The 19,565-nt window shown below is 56.6% G+C and carries 27 protein-coding genes; 10 read left to right on the top strand and 17 right to left on the bottom strand.

Going from position 1 to position 19,565, the window contains the following annotated elements; genetic code table 11:
- Positions 1–21: 21 nt before the first annotated feature.
- Together GOV91_RS15720 and hmgA are read right to left on the bottom strand one after the other, a co-directional pair.
- Positions 22–645, bottom strand: coding sequence for a LysE family translocator (locus tag GOV91_RS15720; RefSeq protein WP_171236203.1), 624 nt, complete (start codon positions 643–645; stop codon positions 22–24).
- Complete coding sequence (gene hmgA / locus GOV91_RS15715) at positions 642–1,997, bottom strand: homogentisate 1,2-dioxygenase (RefSeq protein ID WP_171236202.1); 1,356 nt, start codon at positions 1,995–1,997, stop codon at positions 642–644. Before hmgA ends, GOV91_RS15720 begins: the two co-directional genes overlap by 4 nt.
- A gap of 56 nt (positions 1,998–2,053) precedes the next feature.
- On the opposite strand from hmgA, the gene GOV91_RS15710 reads away from it, so the two are divergent.
- The 5 genes from GOV91_RS15710 to GOV91_RS15690 all read left to right on the top strand — a co-directional run bounded on the left by GOV91_RS15710 (position 2,054) and on the right by GOV91_RS15690 (position 5,938).
- A complete protein-coding gene (locus GOV91_RS15710; protein ID WP_171180893.1) occupies positions 2,054–2,506 on the top strand; it encodes a MarR family winged helix-turn-helix transcriptional regulator in 453 nt (150 codons plus the stop codon).
- Between the two features lie 60 nt (positions 2,507–2,566).
- Entirely contained in the window at positions 2,567–3,817 is a 1,251-nt protein-coding gene (locus GOV91_RS15705; RefSeq protein ID WP_171236201.1) for an adenylate/guanylate cyclase domain-containing protein, read from the top strand.
- 133 nt (positions 3,818–3,950) lie between these two features.
- Positions 3,951–4,361 (top strand): hypothetical protein, encoded by a 411-nt coding sequence (locus GOV91_RS15700; RefSeq protein ID WP_171236200.1) that lies wholly within the window; start codon positions 3,951–3,953, stop codon positions 4,359–4,361.
- Positions 4,354–5,580 carry an HlyD family secretion protein gene (locus GOV91_RS15695; RefSeq protein ID WP_171180887.1) on the top strand — a complete coding sequence of 409 codons (1,227 nt, stop codon included), beginning with the start codon at positions 4,354–4,356 and terminating at the stop codon, positions 5,578–5,580. The genes GOV91_RS15700 and GOV91_RS15695 overlap by 8 nt, the downstream gene beginning before the upstream one ends.
- Positions 5,581–5,611: 31 nt before the next feature.
- Positions 5,612–5,938: a potassium channel family protein gene (locus tag GOV91_RS15690; protein ID WP_171236199.1), complete on the top strand. Its 327-nt coding sequence runs from the start codon at positions 5,612–5,614 to the stop codon at positions 5,936–5,938.
- Positions 5,939–6,027: 89 nt separating this feature from the next.
- Here the strand turns inward: GOV91_RS15690 and GOV91_RS15685 are convergent, their stop codons facing one another.
- The gene (locus GOV91_RS15685) at positions 6,028–6,837 is read right to left on the bottom strand and encodes a division plane positioning ATPase MipZ (protein WP_171236198.1); all 810 of its coding nucleotides are present in this window, start codon (positions 6,835–6,837) and stop codon (positions 6,028–6,030) included.
- Between the two features lie 218 nt (positions 6,838–7,055).
- On the opposite strand from GOV91_RS15685, the gene GOV91_RS15680 reads away from it, so the two are divergent.
- On the top strand, positions 7,056–7,943 hold the full coding sequence (locus GOV91_RS15680) for an AEC family transporter (protein ID WP_171236197.1): 888 nt from the start codon (positions 7,056–7,058) through the stop codon (positions 7,941–7,943).
- Between the two features lie 93 nt (positions 7,944–8,036).
- Positions 8,037–8,408 carry a VOC family protein gene (locus GOV91_RS15675; protein WP_050605279.1) on the top strand — a complete coding sequence of 124 codons (372 nt, stop codon included), beginning with the start codon at positions 8,037–8,039 and terminating at the stop codon, positions 8,406–8,408.
- A gap of 72 nt (positions 8,409–8,480) precedes the next feature.
- On the opposite strand, the gene rpmE is transcribed toward GOV91_RS15675, so the two are convergent.
- Both rpmE and rplS read right to left on the bottom strand, forming a co-directional pair.
- Positions 8,481–8,702: a 50S ribosomal protein L31 gene (gene rpmE, locus GOV91_RS15670; RefSeq protein WP_050605278.1), complete on the bottom strand. Its 222-nt coding sequence runs from the start codon at positions 8,700–8,702 to the stop codon at positions 8,481–8,483.
- 11 nt (positions 8,703–8,713) lie between these two features.
- Positions 8,714–9,097 (bottom strand): 50S ribosomal protein L19, encoded by a 384-nt coding sequence (rplS, locus tag GOV91_RS15665; protein ID WP_170575547.1) that lies wholly within the window; start codon positions 9,095–9,097, stop codon positions 8,714–8,716.
- Between the two features lie 381 nt (positions 9,098–9,478).
- Here rplS and GOV91_RS15660 point away from each other — a divergent pair, with 381 nt between their 5' ends.
- Positions 9,479–10,279: a GH25 family lysozyme gene (locus tag GOV91_RS15660; RefSeq protein WP_171180879.1), complete on the top strand. Its 801-nt coding sequence runs from the start codon at positions 9,479–9,481 to the stop codon at positions 10,277–10,279.
- Here GOV91_RS15660 and GOV91_RS15655 read toward each other — a convergent pair.
- From GOV91_RS15655 to ffh, 11 genes are all read right to left on the bottom strand, one after another.
- Positions 10,276–10,701 carry a hypothetical protein gene (locus GOV91_RS15655; RefSeq protein WP_171236196.1) on the bottom strand — a complete coding sequence of 142 codons (426 nt, stop codon included), beginning with the start codon at positions 10,699–10,701 and terminating at the stop codon, positions 10,276–10,278. The genes GOV91_RS15660 and GOV91_RS15655 overlap by 4 nt on opposite strands.
- 134 nt (positions 10,702–10,835) lie before the next feature.
- Positions 10,836–11,645, bottom strand: coding sequence for a tRNA (guanosine(37)-N1)-methyltransferase TrmD (gene trmD, locus GOV91_RS15650; RefSeq protein WP_171180875.1), 810 nt, complete (start codon positions 11,643–11,645; stop codon positions 10,836–10,838).
- Positions 11,642–12,457, bottom strand: coding sequence for a hypothetical protein (locus GOV91_RS15645; RefSeq protein WP_171236195.1), 816 nt, complete (start codon positions 12,455–12,457; stop codon positions 11,642–11,644). Before GOV91_RS15645 ends, trmD begins: the two co-directional genes overlap by 4 nt.
- Complete coding sequence (gene rimM / locus GOV91_RS15640) at positions 12,457–12,960, bottom strand: ribosome maturation factor RimM (protein WP_171236194.1); 504 nt, start codon at positions 12,958–12,960, stop codon at positions 12,457–12,459. Before rimM ends, GOV91_RS15645 begins: the two co-directional genes overlap by 1 nt.
- On the bottom strand, positions 12,953–13,102 hold the full coding sequence (locus GOV91_RS15635) for a hypothetical protein (protein WP_171236193.1): 150 nt from the start codon (positions 13,100–13,102) through the stop codon (positions 12,953–12,955). Before GOV91_RS15635 ends, rimM begins: the two co-directional genes overlap by 8 nt.
- Positions 13,103–13,108: 6 nt before the next feature.
- A complete protein-coding gene (gene bluB / locus GOV91_RS15630) occupies positions 13,109–13,744 on the bottom strand; it encodes a 5,6-dimethylbenzimidazole synthase (protein ID WP_171236192.1) in 636 nt (211 codons plus the stop codon).
- Positions 13,745–13,756: 12 nt separating this feature from the next.
- Positions 13,757–14,146, bottom strand: coding sequence for a 30S ribosomal protein S16 (rpsP, locus tag GOV91_RS15625; protein WP_171236191.1), 390 nt, complete (start codon positions 14,144–14,146; stop codon positions 13,757–13,759).
- Between the two features lie 67 nt (positions 14,147–14,213).
- Complete coding sequence (locus tag GOV91_RS15620; protein ID WP_050605269.1) at positions 14,214–14,510, bottom strand: chorismate mutase; 297 nt, start codon at positions 14,508–14,510, stop codon at positions 14,214–14,216.
- Complete coding sequence (locus GOV91_RS15615) at positions 14,507–15,046, bottom strand: GNAT family N-acetyltransferase (protein WP_171236190.1); 540 nt, start codon at positions 15,044–15,046, stop codon at positions 14,507–14,509. The genes GOV91_RS15620 and GOV91_RS15615 overlap by 4 nt, the downstream gene beginning before the upstream one ends.
- Positions 15,043–15,651, bottom strand: coding sequence for a GNAT family N-acetyltransferase (locus tag GOV91_RS15610; protein ID WP_171236189.1), 609 nt, complete (start codon positions 15,649–15,651; stop codon positions 15,043–15,045). Before GOV91_RS15610 ends, GOV91_RS15615 begins: the two co-directional genes overlap by 4 nt.
- Positions 15,652–17,160: a signal recognition particle protein gene (ffh, locus tag GOV91_RS15605; RefSeq protein ID WP_171180857.1), complete on the bottom strand. Its 1,509-nt coding sequence runs from the start codon at positions 17,158–17,160 to the stop codon at positions 15,652–15,654.
- Positions 17,161–17,412: 252 nt separating this feature from the next.
- On the opposite strand from ffh, the gene GOV91_RS15600 reads away from it, so the two are divergent.
- Positions 17,413–18,300: a sulfotransferase domain-containing protein gene (locus tag GOV91_RS15600; protein WP_171236188.1), complete on the top strand. Its 888-nt coding sequence runs from the start codon at positions 17,413–17,415 to the stop codon at positions 18,298–18,300.
- On the opposite strand, the gene GOV91_RS15595 is transcribed toward GOV91_RS15600, so the two are convergent.
- On the bottom strand, positions 18,297–18,818 hold the full coding sequence (locus GOV91_RS15595; RefSeq protein ID WP_171236187.1) for a hypothetical protein: 522 nt from the start codon (positions 18,816–18,818) through the stop codon (positions 18,297–18,299). The two genes, GOV91_RS15600 and GOV91_RS15595, sit on opposite strands and share 4 nt — an antisense overlap.
- A 184-nt stretch (positions 18,819–19,002) precedes the next feature.
- Between GOV91_RS15595 and GOV91_RS15590 the strand changes: the two genes are divergently transcribed.
- On the top strand, positions 19,003–19,533 hold the full coding sequence (locus GOV91_RS15590) for a prolyl-tRNA synthetase associated domain-containing protein (RefSeq protein ID WP_171236186.1): 531 nt from the start codon (positions 19,003–19,005) through the stop codon (positions 19,531–19,533).
- The last annotated feature ends 32 nt before the right edge of the window (positions 19,534–19,565 follow it).

Below are 19,565 nucleotides of genomic sequence, written 5' to 3'. Positions count from 1 at the left end.
ACGATGTCCCTGTTTTGTTGGTTAAGTTGAGGGGCGAAGGGATTTCAGCCCCAACAAGATAGCAGCCAGGATCATGAAGCTGCCGCCAATGCGGTCAAGCCACAGCTTTGCAGGACCTTGCAAACGGCGGGCCAGCCAGCTTGCGCTGCCGCCATATGCGGTCAGGAACATCCCGTCCATGACCAGATAGGTGGCCGAAAGAATGGTGAATTGCGGCCAGAAAGGCAGTGCTCCGTCAATGAACAGTGGGAACAGCGCTGCAAAAAAGACCACGGCTTTGGGATTCGCGGCAGAGGTAATAAACCCCTGCATCCAAAGCGATTTGCGACTTGCCTTGGGCGCGGTTTGCGCTTCAGATACGCGCGCCTTGAGGATCTGTTTGACACCAAGGTAAACCAAATAGGCCACACCAAGCCATTTGATGACGGTCAGCGCGGTTGCGGATGTGGCAATCAGGGCGGCCAGACCCAGCCCTGCTGCCAACATCTGCAGGAAGTTCGCCGTCAGATCTCCGGCAGCGGTGAACAACCCGCGCCGAAGCCCGTTGGCGGCCGAGTTTGACAACATCAGCAACTGGCTGGGTCCCGGTGTGCTCATCAGCAGCAGGACTGTTGCCACATAGGTGAACCAGATATCCAAGCTCATTTCTTACCCGGCGTTCCGTCGAACTTCTTCTCCAGCGATGTCCAGCAGTCGATATAATCATCCTGCAACGGCGCTTCGGTGGCGGCAAATGGCGTCAGATGCTGCGGGAAGCGGGTTTCGAACATGAACGACATCGTCTTGTCCAGCTTGTCCGGCCCTAGGTTGGAGTATGATGCTTTGTCAAAGGCTTCCCTGTCGGGGCCGTGCGGGATCATCATGTTGTGCAGGCTTGTGCCACCGGGCACGAAGCCCTGTGGTTTTGCATCATACTGACCGTAAATGTTGCCCATCAATTCCGACATGATGTTTTTGTGGTACCACGGCGGGCGGAACGTGTCCTCCATCACCATCCAGCGTTCGCGGAACAGAACAAAGTCGATATTGGCCGTGCCAGGCTGGCCAGACGGTGCCGTCAGAACCGTAAAGATCGACGGGTCGGGATGGTCGAACAGGATCGCGCCAACCGGGCAATAATTGCGCAAGTCATATTTGTAGGGCGCATAGTTGCCGTGCCACGCAACCACATCCAGCGGGCTGTGTCCGATCTTGGTGGTGTGGAACTGGCCGCACCATTTGATCGTCACGGTCGACGGGGTTTCGCGATCTTCAAACGCAGCTACGGGCGCTTTGAAGTCGCGCGGGTTGGCCATGCAGTTTGCGCCAATCGGGCCACGGCCCGGCAGCTCGAACTTTTGCCCGTAGTTTTCGCAGACAAAACCGCGCGCGGGGCCTTCCAGAACCTCGACCCGGTATAGCAGACCACGCGGAATGATCGCGATCTCTTTGGGTTCCAGATCGATGATGCCCAGCTCGGTCGCAAAACGCAGACGTCCCTCCTGCGGAACAACCAACAGCTCGGAATCGGCTGAGAAGAAGTAGTCATCCACCATGGATTCGGTGACCAGATAGATGTGACAGGCCATGCCCACTTGCGTGTTCACGTCCCCCGCCGTGGTCATCGTGCGCATCCCGGTCATCCAGTTCAGACCTTCTTCAGAATGTGGGACGGGATCCCAGCGATACTGACCCAGACTGATCACATCGGGGTCGATGCACGGTGCCGATTTCCAATAGGGGAGGTCGATTTTTTCGTAACGATGTGAATGCTTCACCGACGGGCGAATGCGATAACACCAAGTGCGTTCGGGCGGGTTCGCAGTGAAGGCGGTGCCGCTCAGCTGCTCTCCGTAAAGGCCATAGTTGCACCGTTGTGGGCTGTTCATCCCTTGTGGCAGCGCGTCGGGCAGGGCCTCGGTCTCAAAGTCGTTTCCAAAGCCGGGCATATAGCCGGCATGTGTGCCGACCGGCGTTGAAGCCTGCGTCAGCATATGTGGATCACTCGGACGATTCATGGTGTTTTCCTCCGTTGCTGCTTGTCGGGTAATAGTTGATTTTGTAACTAACAAGCATGACACACGAAGAATCCAAAAAAAATGATGAGTTTGATCTGCAGAATTTTCTGCCTTTCCTTCTGAACCAGGCGGCCGAGCATGCCTCGTTGGAGTTTCAGAGCGTCTATAAAGGCCGTTACGGGATGCTCAGAACCGAATGGCGGGTGCTGTTTCACCTTGGGCTATTCGGTGAGATGACGGCTAAAGAGATTTGCGAGCGCGCCAGAATGCACAAAACCAAAATCAGCCGCGCGGTCGCCAAGCTGGAACAGAGAAGGTATCTGAAACGCACACGCGACGAAGGAGATCGGCGGGCGGAATGGCTGACTCTAACACCGACGGGGCAAACCGTGTATCGTGATCTGCATGGCGTCGCCGCCGCCTATGATGCAAAACTGTCGGGCCTATTCGATGCGGAAGAAGCTGCTCTGCTGCGTAAAATGCTGCAAAGACTGGCTGGTTTGGACTGACCACTGGCAATTGATGCGTGTCGCCCCCAGATGGGGGTCATGCTTGATACGGATATTTAAATGACTTCTCAGGACTCTTCTTCGATTCCCGCACACGACCTGATCGATTGGCTGGTCGCCAAGGGGCTTGAAGGCGCCGGGCAAGAAGAATTGCTGGAAGGGTTTTGCACCCGGCTTGTCGATATGGGCATACCTTTGATGCGGTTTCACGCGGCGCAATCTACCCTGCATCCGGTTTACGGCGGCACCGGCTATAGCTGGTACAACGGCGCGGGTGGTGAATCCGAGAGGTTCGAGAATACAGATACGCCCAGTGAAGTCTGGCAGCGAAGCCCATTGTATGCCCTGTTGCACGAGGATCTGGATGAAATCCGGGTCAAGCTGGTCGATCATAACGAGCCTAGTCGCTTTCCCTTGCTCAATGATCTGCGGGAAATTGGGGCGACGGATTACTATGCTACGGGCCTGTCTTTTGAAGGGGTTAAGCAAATCCGCCCCAACGGCGCAAAAAAGGTCAGTGATGGCGTTCTGATGTCTTGGACCAGCGACGCACCAACCGGGTTCGACGACAGCGACTTGAGGCGAATTCATACCGTCCTGCCGCATCTGGGGTTGGCGCTTAAATCCGCCAAGAACCAGAACCTGACCAAGGATCTGTTGCGAGTGTATCTGGGCCGAGATGCCGGTCGCCGGGTTCTGTCGGGCGAAATCCGGCGAGGGTCGCTACAACAAATAGATGCGGTAATCTGGAATTTCGACCTAGAGGGCTTCACCACCCTGGCCGAGGATCTGCCGGGGAACGAGATCATCGATATGCTGAACGACTATCTGGCCGTGGCGGTAGGAGTGGTGCATGACAACGGCGGGAATATCCTGAAATTCATGGGCGATGGTCTGATGGCCATGTTCGATGTCGGCGAAATCGACGAAGACGCCCGCGCCGCGCTGAGCGCGGTTCCCCTGTTGCAGTCGCGTATGGATGCGTTGAACGCTCAACGACAGGAACAAGGCCTGCCAGTGGCAAACTATACGCTGGCCTTGCATTCGGGTGAAATTCTCTACGGCAACATCGGGTCCGAGACACGACTGGATTTCACCGTGATCGGTGCTGCCGTCAACCAGGCCGCCCGTATTGCCGGAATGCACCGATCTTTGGGTCAGAGGATCCTGATCTCGGACGACGTCGCCCGCGCCGCGCAACCCTGTGAGCAAGAACTTGTCTCGGTCGGTCGCTACATGCTGCGCGGCGTGTATGAGCCGAAAGAGTTGTTCACGGTGTATTCACCAGTTGGTTCATCCCACGCCGATTGAAACTTCGTTTTAAGCCCGAAGCGGCCTTTCTTCTCTCTCTTTCCATTGTTTGAACCGGTAGAAGAAGCTTGGCGTCCGTCTCTTACGCAATGGAGACTGGTGGCTAAAAAAGTGTTGAGGGTTCTTCACAGGCTTGGGCAAGATTGATCTTTTTGATTTCAATCGTTTATCCTTGCATCAGATCATTGAGAAACAGGAGGTTCTTTTGGACAGCTCTATTTCTGATGAGGCGATGGCCAGACTCCCCTTCTGGGTGACACCTCCGGGCGAGACGGATGGCTTTCTGATCGTGGTGGGAATTCTGCTTGTTGTTGTGCTGCTTGGTTTCGGCGCACTCTACTTTACCGTGCAGGCCATTCCCGACCGCATGGCAGCAGGTGCTCATAAAGTTCAAATGCAATTGGTTGGTGTGCTGGGGTTGATTTCTCTGTTTACACTTAACAACGCGTTTTGGATCGCGGCAATTCTAATCGCTGCCGTACCTTTGCACGAAATACTCCCGCTCAAGAGTGACGTGGATCTCTCGGAGAGCCAGGATGCTTGAGCTGGTCTTTTCTGCCCTGATCACGATCGTCCCGGATTACCTATATAGGCGTTACAAGCAGGGTAAGCGATGGGGCCATGAAATCACGCTGTTCAATGTCTGGTATGAATTGCGTTGGGGTTTGACGGCCTGTGCAATCCTGGCAATCACTTTGATCACCGTGATTTTCTATTTTCATCCGTCCACGCGGAACGTCTCCGCAGCATTTCGCACGGTAACTATTCTTTCTGATCGCGGGGGCCGGGTTTCGGAGGTCTATGTCGCGAACAATGATACGATAAAAGCAGGTGAGGCAATCTTCCGGTTGGACACGACGCGGCAGGAAGCTGCGGCAGAAACTGCACAGCGACGCATAGAAGAAATCGAGGCAGCGCAGGGACTGACAGCAACCGAGATCGCGGGTGCTGAGGCCCGGGTTGGTTCGGCGGAAGCGAATCTTGCTCAGGCGACCAGCGATTTGGATCGCCGCCTTGAACTCGCGGAGCGTAACGACACAGTTGTCAGTGAGCAGGAATTGGAGCGTTTGCAAACCGCTGTGTCCAGTGCCGAAAGTCAGCGCGCAGCTGCAGTTGCAGCCCTTGACGGCGCTAAACTGCGCCAATCTACTCTGCTTCCTGCGCAGCTTGAAAGTGCGCGTGCTGTTTTGGCTGAGGCCGAAAACGAAATCTCTAAATCCACTGTTTTTGCCGAAGTAGACGGGACCGTCACACAGTTTTTGTTGAAGCCAGGTGACATCGTGAATCCAATTCTGCGTCCTGCAGGAATTCTGGTTCCCGAAGTCTCAGGGCAGGGTCGCCTTATTGCGGCTTTTGGTCAGATTTCGGTCAGTGTGCTCAAGCCGGGAATGTTAGTGGAAATTACCTGTGCGTCCAAACCCCTGACCATAATCCCAATGGTGGTGGACGACGTGCAAAATGCGATTGCTGCGGGGCAGTTTCGACCCGGTGATGCTCTGCTTGACCAACAGGATCGTGCCCGGCCCGGAACGGTTACAGCTTTCCTTGCGCCAATTTTCCCTAAACATCTGGAAGACATCCCGCCAGGAAGTGCGTGCGTTGGCGTTGCCTACACGAGCCGCGCAAAAGAAATAGACGCGGGGAAAATCACCGGGTTTTCGGCTTTTGTTGCACGGATTGTGGACGGGATGGGCATAGCGAACGCCATAGTCTTGCGCGCACAGGCCATTTTGCTTCCTGTTAAGACGCTGGTGTTCAACTAGGCCGCGCGACACGGAGAAGGAGAGCTTCGCCATGGGTTGTGACGTCAGCTATATATGCACCTTCTTGTCAGTCTTCTTTCAGGACCTGATATATCTGTCGCCGATTTTGCTGTTTTTGGCGGTATCTATATGTGCGCTGGGGCAATGGATTGGCAGGATCGAAGGCTGGTCCACCGGAGTGAGCCTTTATCATGCGTTCATAAACGCAACCACGGTTGGCTACGGTGACTTTAAGCCGATGAAATCTGCCAGCCGGATTTTATCCGTTATCAACGCGATTGTCGGACTGATCTTCGTAGGAATTGTCGTCGGAATAGGTGTTCACGCCGTGGAGTCGGCGATGAGCGTCGTGTTCTGAATTAGGGGCTTCCTAACTCCAGATCTGGTACGAACATTGCAACTGCCAAAAGCCGGTTGGTTGCGCAAACCAATCAAAACGGTAGCCGCTTAGAAATCAATCTCCACACCCGGCAGGTTCAGCTCTTTCATCATATCGCGCAGTTCCTGGCGGGCGGCGATGTTTGAGATGTTCAACTGCTTGACGCCGATGTCCTTGAGGTCCAGCAGGGTCAGGCCGCGTGGGAACAACTCGCGGAAGATGACCCGTTCGGAAAAGCCCGAGGCGACGCGAAAGCCGATGCGCTGCGACAGCATCTCGATTGCGCGCTGCATCTTTTCCTTGTTGACCATCCGCTGCGTGCCGACCCGGTTGCGGACCACAACCCAGTCGATCGGCTTCAGCCCGGCCTGCGCCCGCAACTGCCGCGCGTTCCAGACCATTTCGGAATAAACCGATGGTCCTAGGATTTTCTCACCCTTCGAATCGATCCGCGCCAGCAGGTCGAAATCAATGAAACTGTCGTTCAAGGGCGTGACAAGCGTATCAGCGAGCGAATGTGCCACCTGACTGAGCCGGGTGTGAGAGCCCGGGCAATCGATCAGGATGAAATCGCTGTCGCTTTCCAGTTGTGATACGGCGGCGGACAGGCGGTGGTCATAGATATTCTCACCAGGTTTCAGCGTGGCAGCGTCGATCTCGGGCAGGTCGTGATGGCGCGGGCTGGGCAGGGTCAGGTCCGAGCTTTTGAGGAAGTTGTTGCGGTTCTCAAAATAACGTCCCAGGCTGCGCTGACGCAGGTCCAGATCAAGTGTGCTGACCTTGTGTCCCAATCGGGCCAGCGCGGTGGCTACATGCATCGACACGGTCGATTTGCCTGCGCCACCCTTTTCGTTCCCGACCACAATGATATGTGCCATGCTTGTATTCCCAAGTCCCGCCGTGCTTCACTACACGTTGTTGGGACCCACTATATGTTGTGTCGATTGGGAAGAAAAGAACCTCAAGCGGCGGTTTCGGGCAATATCAGACCCTATTTTGGAAAACCCTGCGTGCTGCGCGGGTTACAGGCGGGCACTTGTCAATGCAACAGCTCTGATTCACAGTCCACATGCAGGTCTGGCAGGGAGAATTACGCTTGGAACACCTGTTCCTGAACGTCTTGAACGTGGTTTTGCCGGTTTTGATCTGTGCCGGGATCGGTTTTGGGCTTGCACTGATTCATGCCCCCTTTGACAGCAAGGTGATCGGTGGGATCGTTTCAAAAGTCGGCTACCCAACACTGATCATCTCGCACTTGTCGACCACTAAACTGGCGGTGGGCACCTTTCTGGACGTGATGACCGCAGCCGCTTTGGCAGTGGCGGGGTTTGGCGTGTTGGGGTTTGTTGCCCTGAAGGCCCTGCGCCTGCCGGTCAGGGCGTTTCTGACGCCTTTGATGCACGGGAATGTCGGCAATATCGGTTTGCCGATTACTCTGCTGGCATTGGGTGATGCGGGCATGGCTTATACCATGGCGTTTGTGGTGGTCGTGCTGATCAGCATCTTCACCTTGGGTATGTGGATTCCTGCCGGGGAGTTTTCGCCTAAGAAACTGGCCACGTCCCCGATCATCTATGCCGTGGCGCTTTCGCTGATCCTTATGGCGACAGATACCAGCCTGCCTCAGCCGATTTCGAAGTCGTTTGATATTCTGGGCGGGCTGTCGATCCCGCTGATGCTGCTGACGCTGGGCCATACCCTGGCGACGTTGCGGGTTAAAACCCTGGGGCGGTCGATCCTTTTGACGCTGCTACATTTGGCGATGGCAGTTGTCATTGCCGCTGCATTAATCTGGTTTTTCGGATTTACAGGGCCGGAACGAGGTGCCGTGATCCTGTGCTGCCTGATGCCATCTTCGGTGGCGACCTATCTTTTCATCGATCAGCATGTCCCGGAGTACGGGCCCGATGTGGCAGGCTATATTCTAGTGTCGACGCTGGCGACAATACTGGTTCTGCCGGTGGCGCTGTCGTATTGGATTTGACGCCTTACCGATGCCGGTTTCGTGACTTGTAACCGTCCGGTGGCTGGCGGACTATGCCCCGGAAATCATCCATTATTCAAAGGGGTTCCGCATATGATCGGATATGTAACCATTGGTGTTTCCAACATGGACGCCGCCAAGACATTCTACACTTCGCTGTTCGAGGACAAAGGCGCGCAAGTTCTGATCGACGCTGGTCGCATTGCATTTATCGGCAATAATCCGGCGGCACCGATGCTGGCCGTTTGCGAGCCTTATGATGGCAATGATTGCGCATCAGGAAATGGCAATATGGTGTCTTTCGCTGCCGACACAAAAGAGGCCGTTACCACAATGTATGACAAGGCCATCAGCCTTGGTGCGACGGATGAAGGCGAGCCCGGGCAGCGCGTACCGGATCGGTTCTACGGTGCTTATGTTCGGGACCCTGACGGCAACAAGCTTTGCTTCTACGTCTTCGGATGAATTCGGACACACCGCAGCCAAGAAAAAAGGCCGCCCAATGGGGCGGCCTTTTGCAATTCAATCCAGTCAAGCTTAGAAGCCCAGACCTTCGTATTTCTTCTTGAACTTCGACACGCGGCCGCCGGCGTCCATCAGGCGCGACGAGCCACCGGTCCATGCCGGATGCACGGAAGGGTCGATTTCCAGAGCCAGCTGGTCGCCTTCTGCGCCCCAGGTGGATTTCATTTGAACCACTGTGCCATCGGTCATTTTGACGTCGATGACGTGATAATCGGGATGGATGTCTTTTTTCATCTTTCCGTTCCTTACGCTTCGGCGCCAGCCTTGGGCTTGTAGTTGGTGACTTCTGCGATACGTGCGGATTTACCGCGACGGGTGCGCAGATAGTACAGTTTGGCGCGACGAACGCGGCCACGGCGGACAACGGTGATGCTGTCGATGTTGGTCGAATACAGCGGGAACACACGCTCCACACCTTCGCCAAACGAGATTTTGCGAACGGTGAACGAACCGGCGATGCCTTCGCCGTTCTTGCGCGCGATGCAGACGCCTTCGTAGTTCTGCACACGGGTGCGCGACCCTTCGGTCACCTTATAGCCGACACGGATGGTGTCACCGGCTTTGAAGTCGGGGATGTCTTTCCCCAAGGCGGCAATCTGTTCCGCCTCAAGCTGTGCGATCAGGTCCATCGCAGGTACTCCTATCTGCTCGTGGTTGGTCCACGAAGTTTGGGCACGGCCTGAGAGCTCTTGGTCTTCACCGGGTCCTGCACGCAGCCCGCCAGAGATCAGATCGACTGTTCCTTGGATCTGGTCTGATCTGACACGTCCCGGCCGAAGAAAGCTGAGCGTCACGCCGTGATGCAAACCAAAACACCGGAGTCGCATGATGCGGCACCGGATTGCGGTCGTTTAAGGGGATTGCGCGCAGGGATCAAGAGCTAATCGCACAGATTTCCAGCGTGGCACAGGTGGGAATCCGCCAGTCACAAATTGCAGCGTTGCCTTAGCCCGCAGATCGGGCATTCTGAGGCAAATTGAAAGAGCAGAATTTTGAACAGGACTTCAAGGATGCGATTGGCTTTGCTTATGGCGGTGGCGGCCGCAATGCTGGTATCTTGCGGGCGCAGTGGCCCGCAACCGCAGACGGTAGAACCCACGCAGGTCGTGGACCGGACGGCCCCTTCTATAATCTATCCCGATTTTGGCGACGCCGACCCCCATGACTGGGAGGGACGGCACCCCGGATTATACCCTGTCCACGGTCTGGACGTGTCGCGCTGGCAGGGACCTATAGACTGGCGCACGGCCAAAGCATCGGGTGTGAGTTTTGTTTTCATGAAAGCAACCGAGGGCGGAGATGTAGCCGATCCGATGTTCGATGAGCATCGACGCGGCGCGCAGGCCGCCGGAGTGCCCTGGGGAGCCTATCACTACTATTATTTCTGTCGTTCAGCGCGCGAGCAGGCGCGCTGGTTTATCAAGAACGTTCCCAAAGGGGCTGACCTTCCACACGTGCTGGACATGGAGTGGACGCCCCATTCGAAAACCTGCACGCTGCGGCCAGATGGCAGAACCGTCCGGGCCGAAGCGCAGCGGTTTCTGGATATTCTGGAACGGCACTATGGCCGTCGCCCGATTGTCTATACCACTGTTGATTTCTTCGAAGACACCGACATAGGCCGCCTGCCCAAAACCGAATTCTGGCTGAGGTCGGTCGCCGGCCACCCGCGCGAGGTCTATCCGCGCACCGTTTGGCGGTTCTGGCAGTACACTGGCACCGGGCTGGTGCCAGGTGTTCAAGGCAGGGTCGACATCAACACCTTTAACGGCACACCGGAAAACTGGGCCAGATGGAAGGCCAAGTCTTAGGTGTTCGGTGTCCGGTAGGTTTCAATCGTACCGCCGCTGACCAGGTGGTCCAGCCGCCGCTCACGTTCTTCACCATAGGCATTGCGCAGCCAGAAGGATTCACCCGCGTTGAGCTCGCGGCGTTCAAAGCCGCGTTCACGCAGGCAACGGTCGACCTGATCAATTTCACCCTGCACGCGCAACTCGTCTTGAAACGGGGCCGTAACCGCAGGCCCGATAATGATCCCCCAAAGAAGGATATTGGTCGTATAGCCGCCAATGACGGCGCTGTTTCCACCTTCATCCGCTTCCTGAGAACAGGAATCGACCGCCACCCGCGCCGAGTGCAGATTATGGCCAGCTTGTGTAGGAACAGACATCCCAAGCGGCTTTGTGGTGCAGGTTGAAACAGCCAGCACAACGCCAAGCAATAACTTTTTCATAATGTCGACAGACTCACTTTAAGCAACCCACGATTCTTATGGGCCTTAAAGGTGAATATTTTGAGGTGCGTTCAACTTCAAATGGCAAGTCGACAAACATTGAAGCTGCGGCATCCTCGCCACATTGTGTGCCCTTAGTCTCCGGTTTCCGAGGTGGTTTTCAGATACTCTGTCCAGATATCGGGGCGTCTTTCACGCGTGATGTCTTCTGACATTTTATGGCGCCATTCCGCAATGCGGCCATGATGGCCAGACATCAGTACCTCGGGGATCGGGCGACCTTTCCAGTCTGCCGGACGTGTATATTGAGGGTGCTCCAACAGACCCGAGGAAAAACTCTCCTCCTCGGTCGATGCCTGATTGCCTAAAACGCCGGGGATCAGACGAACCGTTGCGTCGATCAGGGCTTGCGCTGCAATTTCACCTCCGGTCATCACGAAATCGCCCAGAGACACTTCTTGAACGCCGTAATGTTCCAATACGCGCTCGTCCACGCCTTCAAAACGACCGCACAGGAGGGTCATGCCGTCACATCGGGCAAGGTTCTGCATCATGCGCTGATCCATGCGCCGCCCGCGCGGACTAAGGTAGATAAGCGGCCAATTGCCGTGTACACCCGCCATCGTATGTTCAATAGCTTCACCAAGAACATCTGCACGCAGCACCATCCCGGCACCGCCGCCAGCGGGTGTGTCATCGACATTGCGGTGCTTGCCGACGCCGAACTGCCGTAAGTCCACGGTTTCCAGCTGCCATAACCCTTCCTGCAATGCCTTGCCGGTCAGGCTTTCGCCCAGCACTCCGGGAAAGGCGGTGGGAAACAGCGTGATGATCTTGGCTTTCCAGACGCCGTGCAAATCCGGGGTCGAGGTCATCAGCTCGCGCGGTTTCAAGGTCGGTCGGATCGCCTTTCGACCATGGGATTTTTGGGGTGTGTCTGTCATATCTGGCGGGCCAGCTCGGTCTGGGCGGTTTGAATCAGAGCCCTCTTCTGGGTGATCAGAGCAGCTTCGTCCAGTGTCGAACGGTTCAGCGCCAGCATTTCTTGCAACACCTCGGCAGAAAAGCTGGGGGTTGAATGTGTGGGGCCCACGAGTTGCGATGTTTTATCGGGTGGCAGGTCGAGGAAACTAACAAATGATGCACCTGCGCCAAAGCGATGATCCTGAAATTGCTCCATCCATTCGGTTTGAATGGTGACGGAAGGCAGCCGGTCTTTGATCCGGTCTGCGGTTTCCTGCAATGCAGGCAGGTGCGCGAGGTCAGCACGGAAGCTATCCAGGTCCTGCACCAACCGCGATTGCTGCAGGTCGTGTGCCCAAAGGCTGTACAGCCATGCATCGCGCTGGCGCAGTGACAGGTAGATGGTGATATCGACTTCGTCGCCCAGAAATCGTCGGTGCAGCACGCTGACCAGCGTTTCGGCCAGTTCCGGAGCAGCAGCATACCCCTCGTCGCGGTTCCTGCTGGGGCGCAGGCCTAGAAAGTTCTCCTCGCTCAGGATCAGCCCCCGGCGCTCACCAAAATCCAGTTCATTCAGAAAGGCTTGAACCTGACCGCCAAATCCGGCCAGCGTTGCGTCCAGCCTATAGATAGAATGGCGGGTGGCGGCCTCGTTCAGCCCGGCCTTGCGGGTCTTGTAGGGCAGAATCAGGGCAAATTGGGGCCAGATCAATCTGCGGTTTTCGTGCAGAAACGATTGTGCTGCGGCCATGCCTGTCTTGTGCAGGCCCAGATGCAGCAAAATGCGTCGCATCAGATCAGACCTTCGGGCGGGTCAGCCACGATGCGGCCTTGCTCCAGATCCACAGTCGGCACCACTTGCAGCGTAAAGGGCAGCAGGACCGTTGATTTCAAGCCTGGCCCATGCAGTTCCAGCAAATCTGCGGCGCCGTGGTTCTGCACGGATTTTACCTTGCCCAGCAGCGTACCGCCGGTGTCATAGACCTCAAGCCCGATCAGGTCGGTGTGATAAAACTCATCATCGGGCAACGAAGGCAACTGATCGCGCCGCGCAAAGAGCCGCAGCCCATTCAGTGCATCGGCTTCTTCCTTGGTTTCTACCCCTCCCAGACGGGCCGCAAACCCGTTTTTGATCGCGCGCGTCAGAACAACCGGATAACGCTGCTCGCCGGTTTCATCAGTCAGTGGAGAGTAGTGTTCGATATCTTCAGGGACGGCGCAAAAGCTTTTCAGGCGCACTTCGCCGCGTACGCCGTACGATCCTGCAACGCTGCCGACGCAGATCAGGTCACTCATTGGAAACGCCCGTCGTCAAACAAATCCCGTTTCTCCATTCCCCAAGCCCCTCGCAGGCCTCGCGTTGATTGCTGCGTTCAAAGAACACGCCGACAATAAAGGCGATCAGCAGCAAAATGGGAAGTCGAATCAATGCGAACATAAGGCCTTACCGTGTTTCGATTGTCAGGCCGTCAGCCCGGTTTTCCCAACCAACCCGCTCCAGTTCTGGCGTGTCCGAGGCTCGTTCCGGCCAGCCAACACAGAAATATCCGATCAGGCGCCAGTCTGCGGGAACGTTCAGATCACGAGTCATTTGGTCAGGGTTCAAGATCGATACCCAACCCAGCCCCAATCCTTCGGCCCGCAACGCAAGCCAGAATAGCGTTATGGCAGAAACGACCGAATAGCGCCGCATCTCGGGCATCGTGCCCGCACCCAGCCCTAGGCCCTTGTCGGTAATGTCATCGCAAAAGACGGCCAGTTGCACCGGGGCTTCTTGCATTCCGGACAGTTTCAGGCGGCTGTAAAGCTGCGCCTTGTCACCCGAATACCCCGCCAGCGCATCATCGTTGGCGGTTTGAAAATTCTTCAGCGCGGCAGCGCGGGCTGCTTCGCTTTCGACGCGGATCACGCGCCAGGGTTCGCTGAGCCCCACCGAAGGGGCCAGTTGAAATGCGTCGAGGCAGCGCAACAGCACTGCCTCGTCCACAGGATCGGTGCGGAACCGGCGCACATCACGCCGGAGCCGCAACAACAGGTCAAACTGCGTGCGAAAATCGTCGGTGAAAGTCTGATCCCGCACGCGCTTGCCTGCTTATTCTTCTGCAGCCGCTTCTTCAGCCGGTGCAGCCGCCGCTTCGGCAGCTTCAGCAGCCTTGGCCGCTTTTTCTTCTGCGCGTTCCTGAGCTTTCTTGCCCGGAGTACCCTTGTTGGGGTTGTTGCGCTCGGATTTTTCACGGGTACCGGCAGCTTCCAGCATACGTGCAATACGGTCGGTGGGCTGAGCGCCCTGATCCAGCCAGTACTGGATGCGCTCCATGTTCATTTTCACGCGCTCTTCGCTGTCTTTCGGCAGCAGCGGGTTGTAGGTGCCCAGCTTTTCGATGAAACGACCGTCGCGGGGCATGCGGCTGTCAGCAGCCACGATGCGATAGAAGGGACGCTTTTTCGAGCCGCCGCGGGCGAGACGAATTTTCATTGCCATGGTGGTATCTCCTTTGAATGGCATCACGCCGTAGGCGTGTCTTTTGTTGAGCCGGCGTAGGTGCCGGTTAGTTCTGATGTTTCTTATGGTGTCGGATGACTTCCTGAATGATGAAATTCAGGAAAGCCTTGGCGAAGTCGGGGTCCAGATCGGCCTCTTTCGCCAGGTCTTCTAGCCGTGCGATCTGTGCCGCTTCACGCGAAGGATCGGACGGGGGAAGGTCGTGTTCGGCCTTGAGCTTGCCAACGGCCTGCGTGTGTTTGAACCGCTCGCCCAGCGTATAGACAAGGATCGCATCCAGTCGATCGATGCTTTCGCGATGCTCTTTCAACAGCGTGGCAGCCTGTGTCACGGGGTTGGTCATTGGCCGGTCCTTTCGGTGGTCAGGTCAATCTGCGGGTGACGCCAGATCTGGGCGCTTTTGCCCAGTAGCTCGGCACTTTCAAGCTCCAGCGTGGCTCCAAGGCGTTCTGCCAAAGCGCGCGAGCGGTCGTTGGCATGGGCGATGTACGAGATCACGCCGTTCAGCCCCTGTTGCCGCGCTGCATAGTCGCGTGCCGCTTGCGCCGCCTCAAATCCCAGCCCTTTGCCTTCGGCCTCGGCCATAAGGGTCCAGCCCAGCTCGGGCTCGGCCCAGCCGGGGGCATCGATCATACCGGCCCATCCAACAAATGCGCCGCTGGCCTTTTCGGTCAGGTGCCACAGGCCAAAGCCCTTCAGGGCCCAATGTCCAAGGCGTTTCACGAGGGAGTCCCAGCTGCCAAGCTCATCCTTGGGTCCGCCGACCATATGGCTGCGCTTAGTCGCAAAGAACGCGGTCATCGCAGGCAGATCGTCCAGATGTGGCGCGCGCAGGATCAGGCGCTCGGTCTCGATGGTGGGGATAGTGAACGAGGTCATGCGTATGCCTCCATTCCGCCATCGTTGTCCGATGAGACATAACGGTAAACGTGAACGGGCTCGTCGAATACGCTTTCGGCTTGCGCGTCCCGACTTGCACCCACGCGCCGTGCGACATCTGCGGATTTCGCGTTGTCGGGATCGATATAACTGACCAGCGAAGGCAGGTCATGTGTATCGAGCGCAAAGCTGCGCACGGCGGCCACTGCTTCGGTTGCGATGCCTTGGCCTTCGGCTTTAGCGGTCAGCATGTAACCCAGTTCGTGTTCCTGATCGCCGAACTCCATAGCGACCGAGACAAATCCCGTGACAGTTCCGGTCGCCTTATCCTCAACTGTCCACACACCCGCGCCGCGCAAAATCCATCCTGCCACGTATTGAGTGAAATCCTGCCACGCGCCATTGCGATCAAATGGGCCATCCATAAAGCGTGCACGATCAGACATCAGAATTTCGGCATAATCCCCGAAATCCCGCAACTCAGGCGCGCGCAGCAGCAGACGAGTGGTCTCGATACGCGGCACCAAAGCACCCAACCGCGCAGACAGCGCGGCTGCAGGACCGGTGGCCGGAGCCTCCCAGGGATATGCCGATGGGGCCGTCATTTACTTTTTCTTGCCGAACCCGCTGAGGCCCTGCGGCAGGCCCATACCGCCGCCCAATCCGGGTAGGCCGCCGGGCATCTTGCCGCCCATCGCCTTGGCAGCTTGTTCCAGCGCCTTGGGGTCCATGCCTGCGGCCATTTCCTCGGGCGACGGACCACCTTTGCCGAACATGCCTTTCATGGCTTGTTTCAGCATCTTGCCTTTGCCCATCTTGCCCATCTTTTTCATCATGTCCGACATCTGCCGGTGCATCTTGAGCAGCTTGTTCAGGTCGCTGACCTCCATACCCGAGCCTGCCGCGATCCGTTTTTTACGGCTCGCCTGCAATAGCTGAGGGTTGGCGCGTTCGCGTTTGGTCATGGATTGGATCATGGCGATCTGCTGGCGCAGGATCTTGTCGTCCAGACCGGCCTGATCCATCTGCTTGGCCATTTTGCCCATGCCGGGCATCATGCCCATCATGCCTTGCATGCCGCCCATCTGGATCATCTGCTCCAGCTGCATTTTCAGGTCGTTCATGTTGAACTGACCTTTGACCATGCGCTTCATCATGCGCTCGGTCTGTTCCATCTCCATCGTTTCCTGGGCCTTTTCGACCAAGGCAACGATGTCGCCCATGCCCAGAATACGACCGGCGATCCGGTCCGGCTCGAAGGTTTCGAGCGCGTCCATCTTTTCGCCAAGACCAACAAAGCGGATCGGCTTGCCGGTGACCGCGCGCATCGACAGCGCCGCACCGCCGCGTCCGTCACCGTCCATGCGGGTCAGAACCACGCCCGAGATGCCGACCTTTGCGTCGAACTCTTCGGCCACTTCAACGGCGACCTGACCGGTAAGGCCGTCGACGACCAGAAGGGTCTCGCGCGGGTCAACCGCGTTGCGGACCTGCTCGACCTCGTCCATCAGGACTTCGTCAATGTGCAGGCGGCCCGCAGTATCGAGCATGTAGACGTCGTACCCACCCAGAGTCGCCTGCTGCTTGGCGCGCTTGGCAATATCGACCGGTTTCTGACCAGGGATAATCGGAAGAGTATCGACGCCGACCTGAGTGCCCAGAACAGCCAACTGGTCCATCGCGGCCGGGCGATAGACGTCGAGCGAGGCCATCAGGACCTTCTTACCCTCTTTCTCTTTCAGGCGCTTAGCCAGCTTACCGGTGGTGGTCGTCTTACCCGAGCCTTGCAGACCGACCATCAGGATCGGGGCAGGCGGGTTGTCGATCTTCAGCTTGCCGGGGTCTTCTTCGCCGCGCAGGGTATCGACCAGCGCGTCATGCACGATCTTCACGACCTGCTGGCCAGGGGTGATCGATTTGGTGACGGCTTGGCCGGTCGCCTGTTCCTGAACCTTTTTGACGAAAGCGCGGGCTACTGGCAGCGAGACGTCGGCCTCAAGCAGCGCAACCCGGACCTCGCGCAGGGCGGTCTTGACGTCTTCTTCGGACAGAGCGCCCTGTTTGGTCAGCCGGTCAAAGACGCCAGAGAGGCGTTCGGATAGATTTTCAAACATGCCTTCGGCCTCCTTAGCCGGTTATCTGATGGCGTGCCCTACATAGGATGCGCCGGTTAAATGCACAAACGCCCCCACGGGCGAAACTCGCTGGTGGGGGGCGATCCCTGAACGACTCAAGGGACCGGAAGATCGAAAGGCTTCCGGATGTTTGGCGGTCATTTACGCCTTGGGGCCGGGTGAGTCAAGATAAGCTGTGTCAAGGCGGCTGGTGTAGGGTACTCTGATCAAAACAAGCTTGGGGAGGGGGCGATGAGGGGCAATCTTCCGCAAAAGACAACGGATTATGTTGGCGAGGTGACCAACACCGATATCTGGTCTGGTTTCGAGATACGGTCTGACGACGTCTTCGTATGCACTCCGCCAAAATGCGGCACCACGTGGACGCAGACTCTGGTGCGAATGCTGATCACGCAAACCGCTGACCCTAGCGTTTACGACAACAAGATCTCACCTTGGCTGGATTGCGGCTTTCGCGACCGTGTTGAGCAAGCAAATACACTGGACGCACAAACCCATCGGCGCTGCATCAAGACACATACCCCGCTGGATGGAATAAAATTCTCACCCGATGCGCAGTATCTGGTTGTGCATCGCCATCCCGTCGACGTTCATTTCTCACTGCGCCGGCATGTTGAAAACATGAAGGACGATTGGCTGGATTACCTGTTCCCCAAAGATCTTTCGGAAGCTTTTGCAATGTTTCTGGATCGCCCCGCTTCTTCAAAAGGTACGGATGACTTGACCCTCAGATCTTTTGTTCATCACTTCAGGTCTTTTTGGGCCTATCGCGATTTGCCCAACATTCATTTTCTGCATTACGCCGAACTCAGCCGCGATCTGCCTGGGCAAGTCGCACGGCTTGCCCGCATCATGGATATCGAGATTGGGCCGCAGTTGATCAAGGACATTGCCGAGGCGGGCAGTTTCGGGTCGATGAAAAACAACGCAAAACGCCTTGAGCAAAAGCCCGGGTTCACCAGTGGGTTCCACGACTTTGCACAGTTTTTTTCATCGGGCACCAGCAACAAATGGGAAGGCAAGCTGACGTCTGATGACATGGCCAAGTATGACACATGTATCTCTGAAATGGTCTCACCTGAAGAACGTTTGTGGCTGGAAAGCGGGTTTGCCCGTTAACCTACGCCTAGGTTGTGGTTGCTCTGTTTGGAAGCAGGGAGCCAATTGTTTACTGCCTCAGCCAGCCGATGAGAACCCGACCCGCTAACAAAGGCTTCGACAATAGGGTGGCGACCAGCGCTCATTCCCTTATCCAGTACAAGGACGGTCCGATACATCCTCGAAGTGCTTTTGTTGCCTCTGGACGTCGTGCTTTCAACTTCGGCATGAGACAGGTTGGACAGTTTGTGTTGCACGGCCTTATAGCCGAACGCCGACTGGCGGCGGATCAGAACACTGTCTTTTTGCCGGTCCAGTACAATCTGAACCCGCCTCACAAAGGTGCAGAAGGCACCAAGACCCATGCCACCTCCGAAGACTGCGAAGAAAAGGCCGAACCAAATGCCCTCGCCGCCTTTACTGGCCATGAACAGGCCGGCACCTACAAAGACGAGTATGAAGAGGAGCAGTGTGATGCCGATGAACCAAGGCGTGTTTGAAAGGATCAGTTGGTCAGGGGTATTGCGCGTGATTTTCATGACGGAACACTACAGCCTTTTCAGAATTCGTTGAAGCAAAGCGCAGCGTTCTTTGCCTGTGTCGAAAGGATAGGCAGCTTACAAGCGATCTTGCGTATGCCGACAAGCTTGAGCTTCTGGGCCACTGATTGCAGGCGGGGTCGTTCTATGGCACTGCCCTTGAAACTTTCGCAAGGAGGCCGGGATGGACGCTTCATCCGCTTTTCAGGACACATTACCTTTGAGCTCTGATGCGTTGCTGGCGCAGCTGAATGACTGGGGGCTGGCCTATCGTCTACACACGCATGTGCCGTTGCGCACGGTCGAGGACTCGAAGGCGGTCGAAGATCAGTTCATGGTTCCCGGCGAAAACGCACTAAGGATCAAAAACCTGTATCTGCGCGACAAGAAAAAACGCAATTATTTGGTAACGCTCGAGCAGAACCGGGCAATCGACCTCAAGGCACTTGGTGCGGAGCTGGGTGTCGGTAACCTGTCTTTCGGCTCGGCAGACCGGTTGTTGCAAAACCTTGGCATACGTCCAGGCGCCGTTAGCCCGTTGGCGATGATCAACGGCGTTCAGAATGAGGTGTGGTTCTTCATGGACGCTGCGGCCCGGCAGAGCGATGTGGTTTACATGCACACATTGGTTAATGATCGCACTGTTGCTATGTCCCGCGCCGATTTGATGGATTTCTTTGATCGCGTCGGGTGCGAGGTAACCTGGTTGCCGTGATCACACGCGACTGACGACGCTGAAAGTATGCT

The organism is Ruegeria sp. HKCCA6837 (genome assembly GCF_013034475.1).
Taxonomy (GTDB): Bacteria; Pseudomonadota; Alphaproteobacteria; order Rhodobacterales; family Rhodobacteraceae; genus Ruegeria.
Note: the sequence above shows the minus strand (reverse complement) of the source record. Positions and strands in the feature narration are given on the sequence as shown.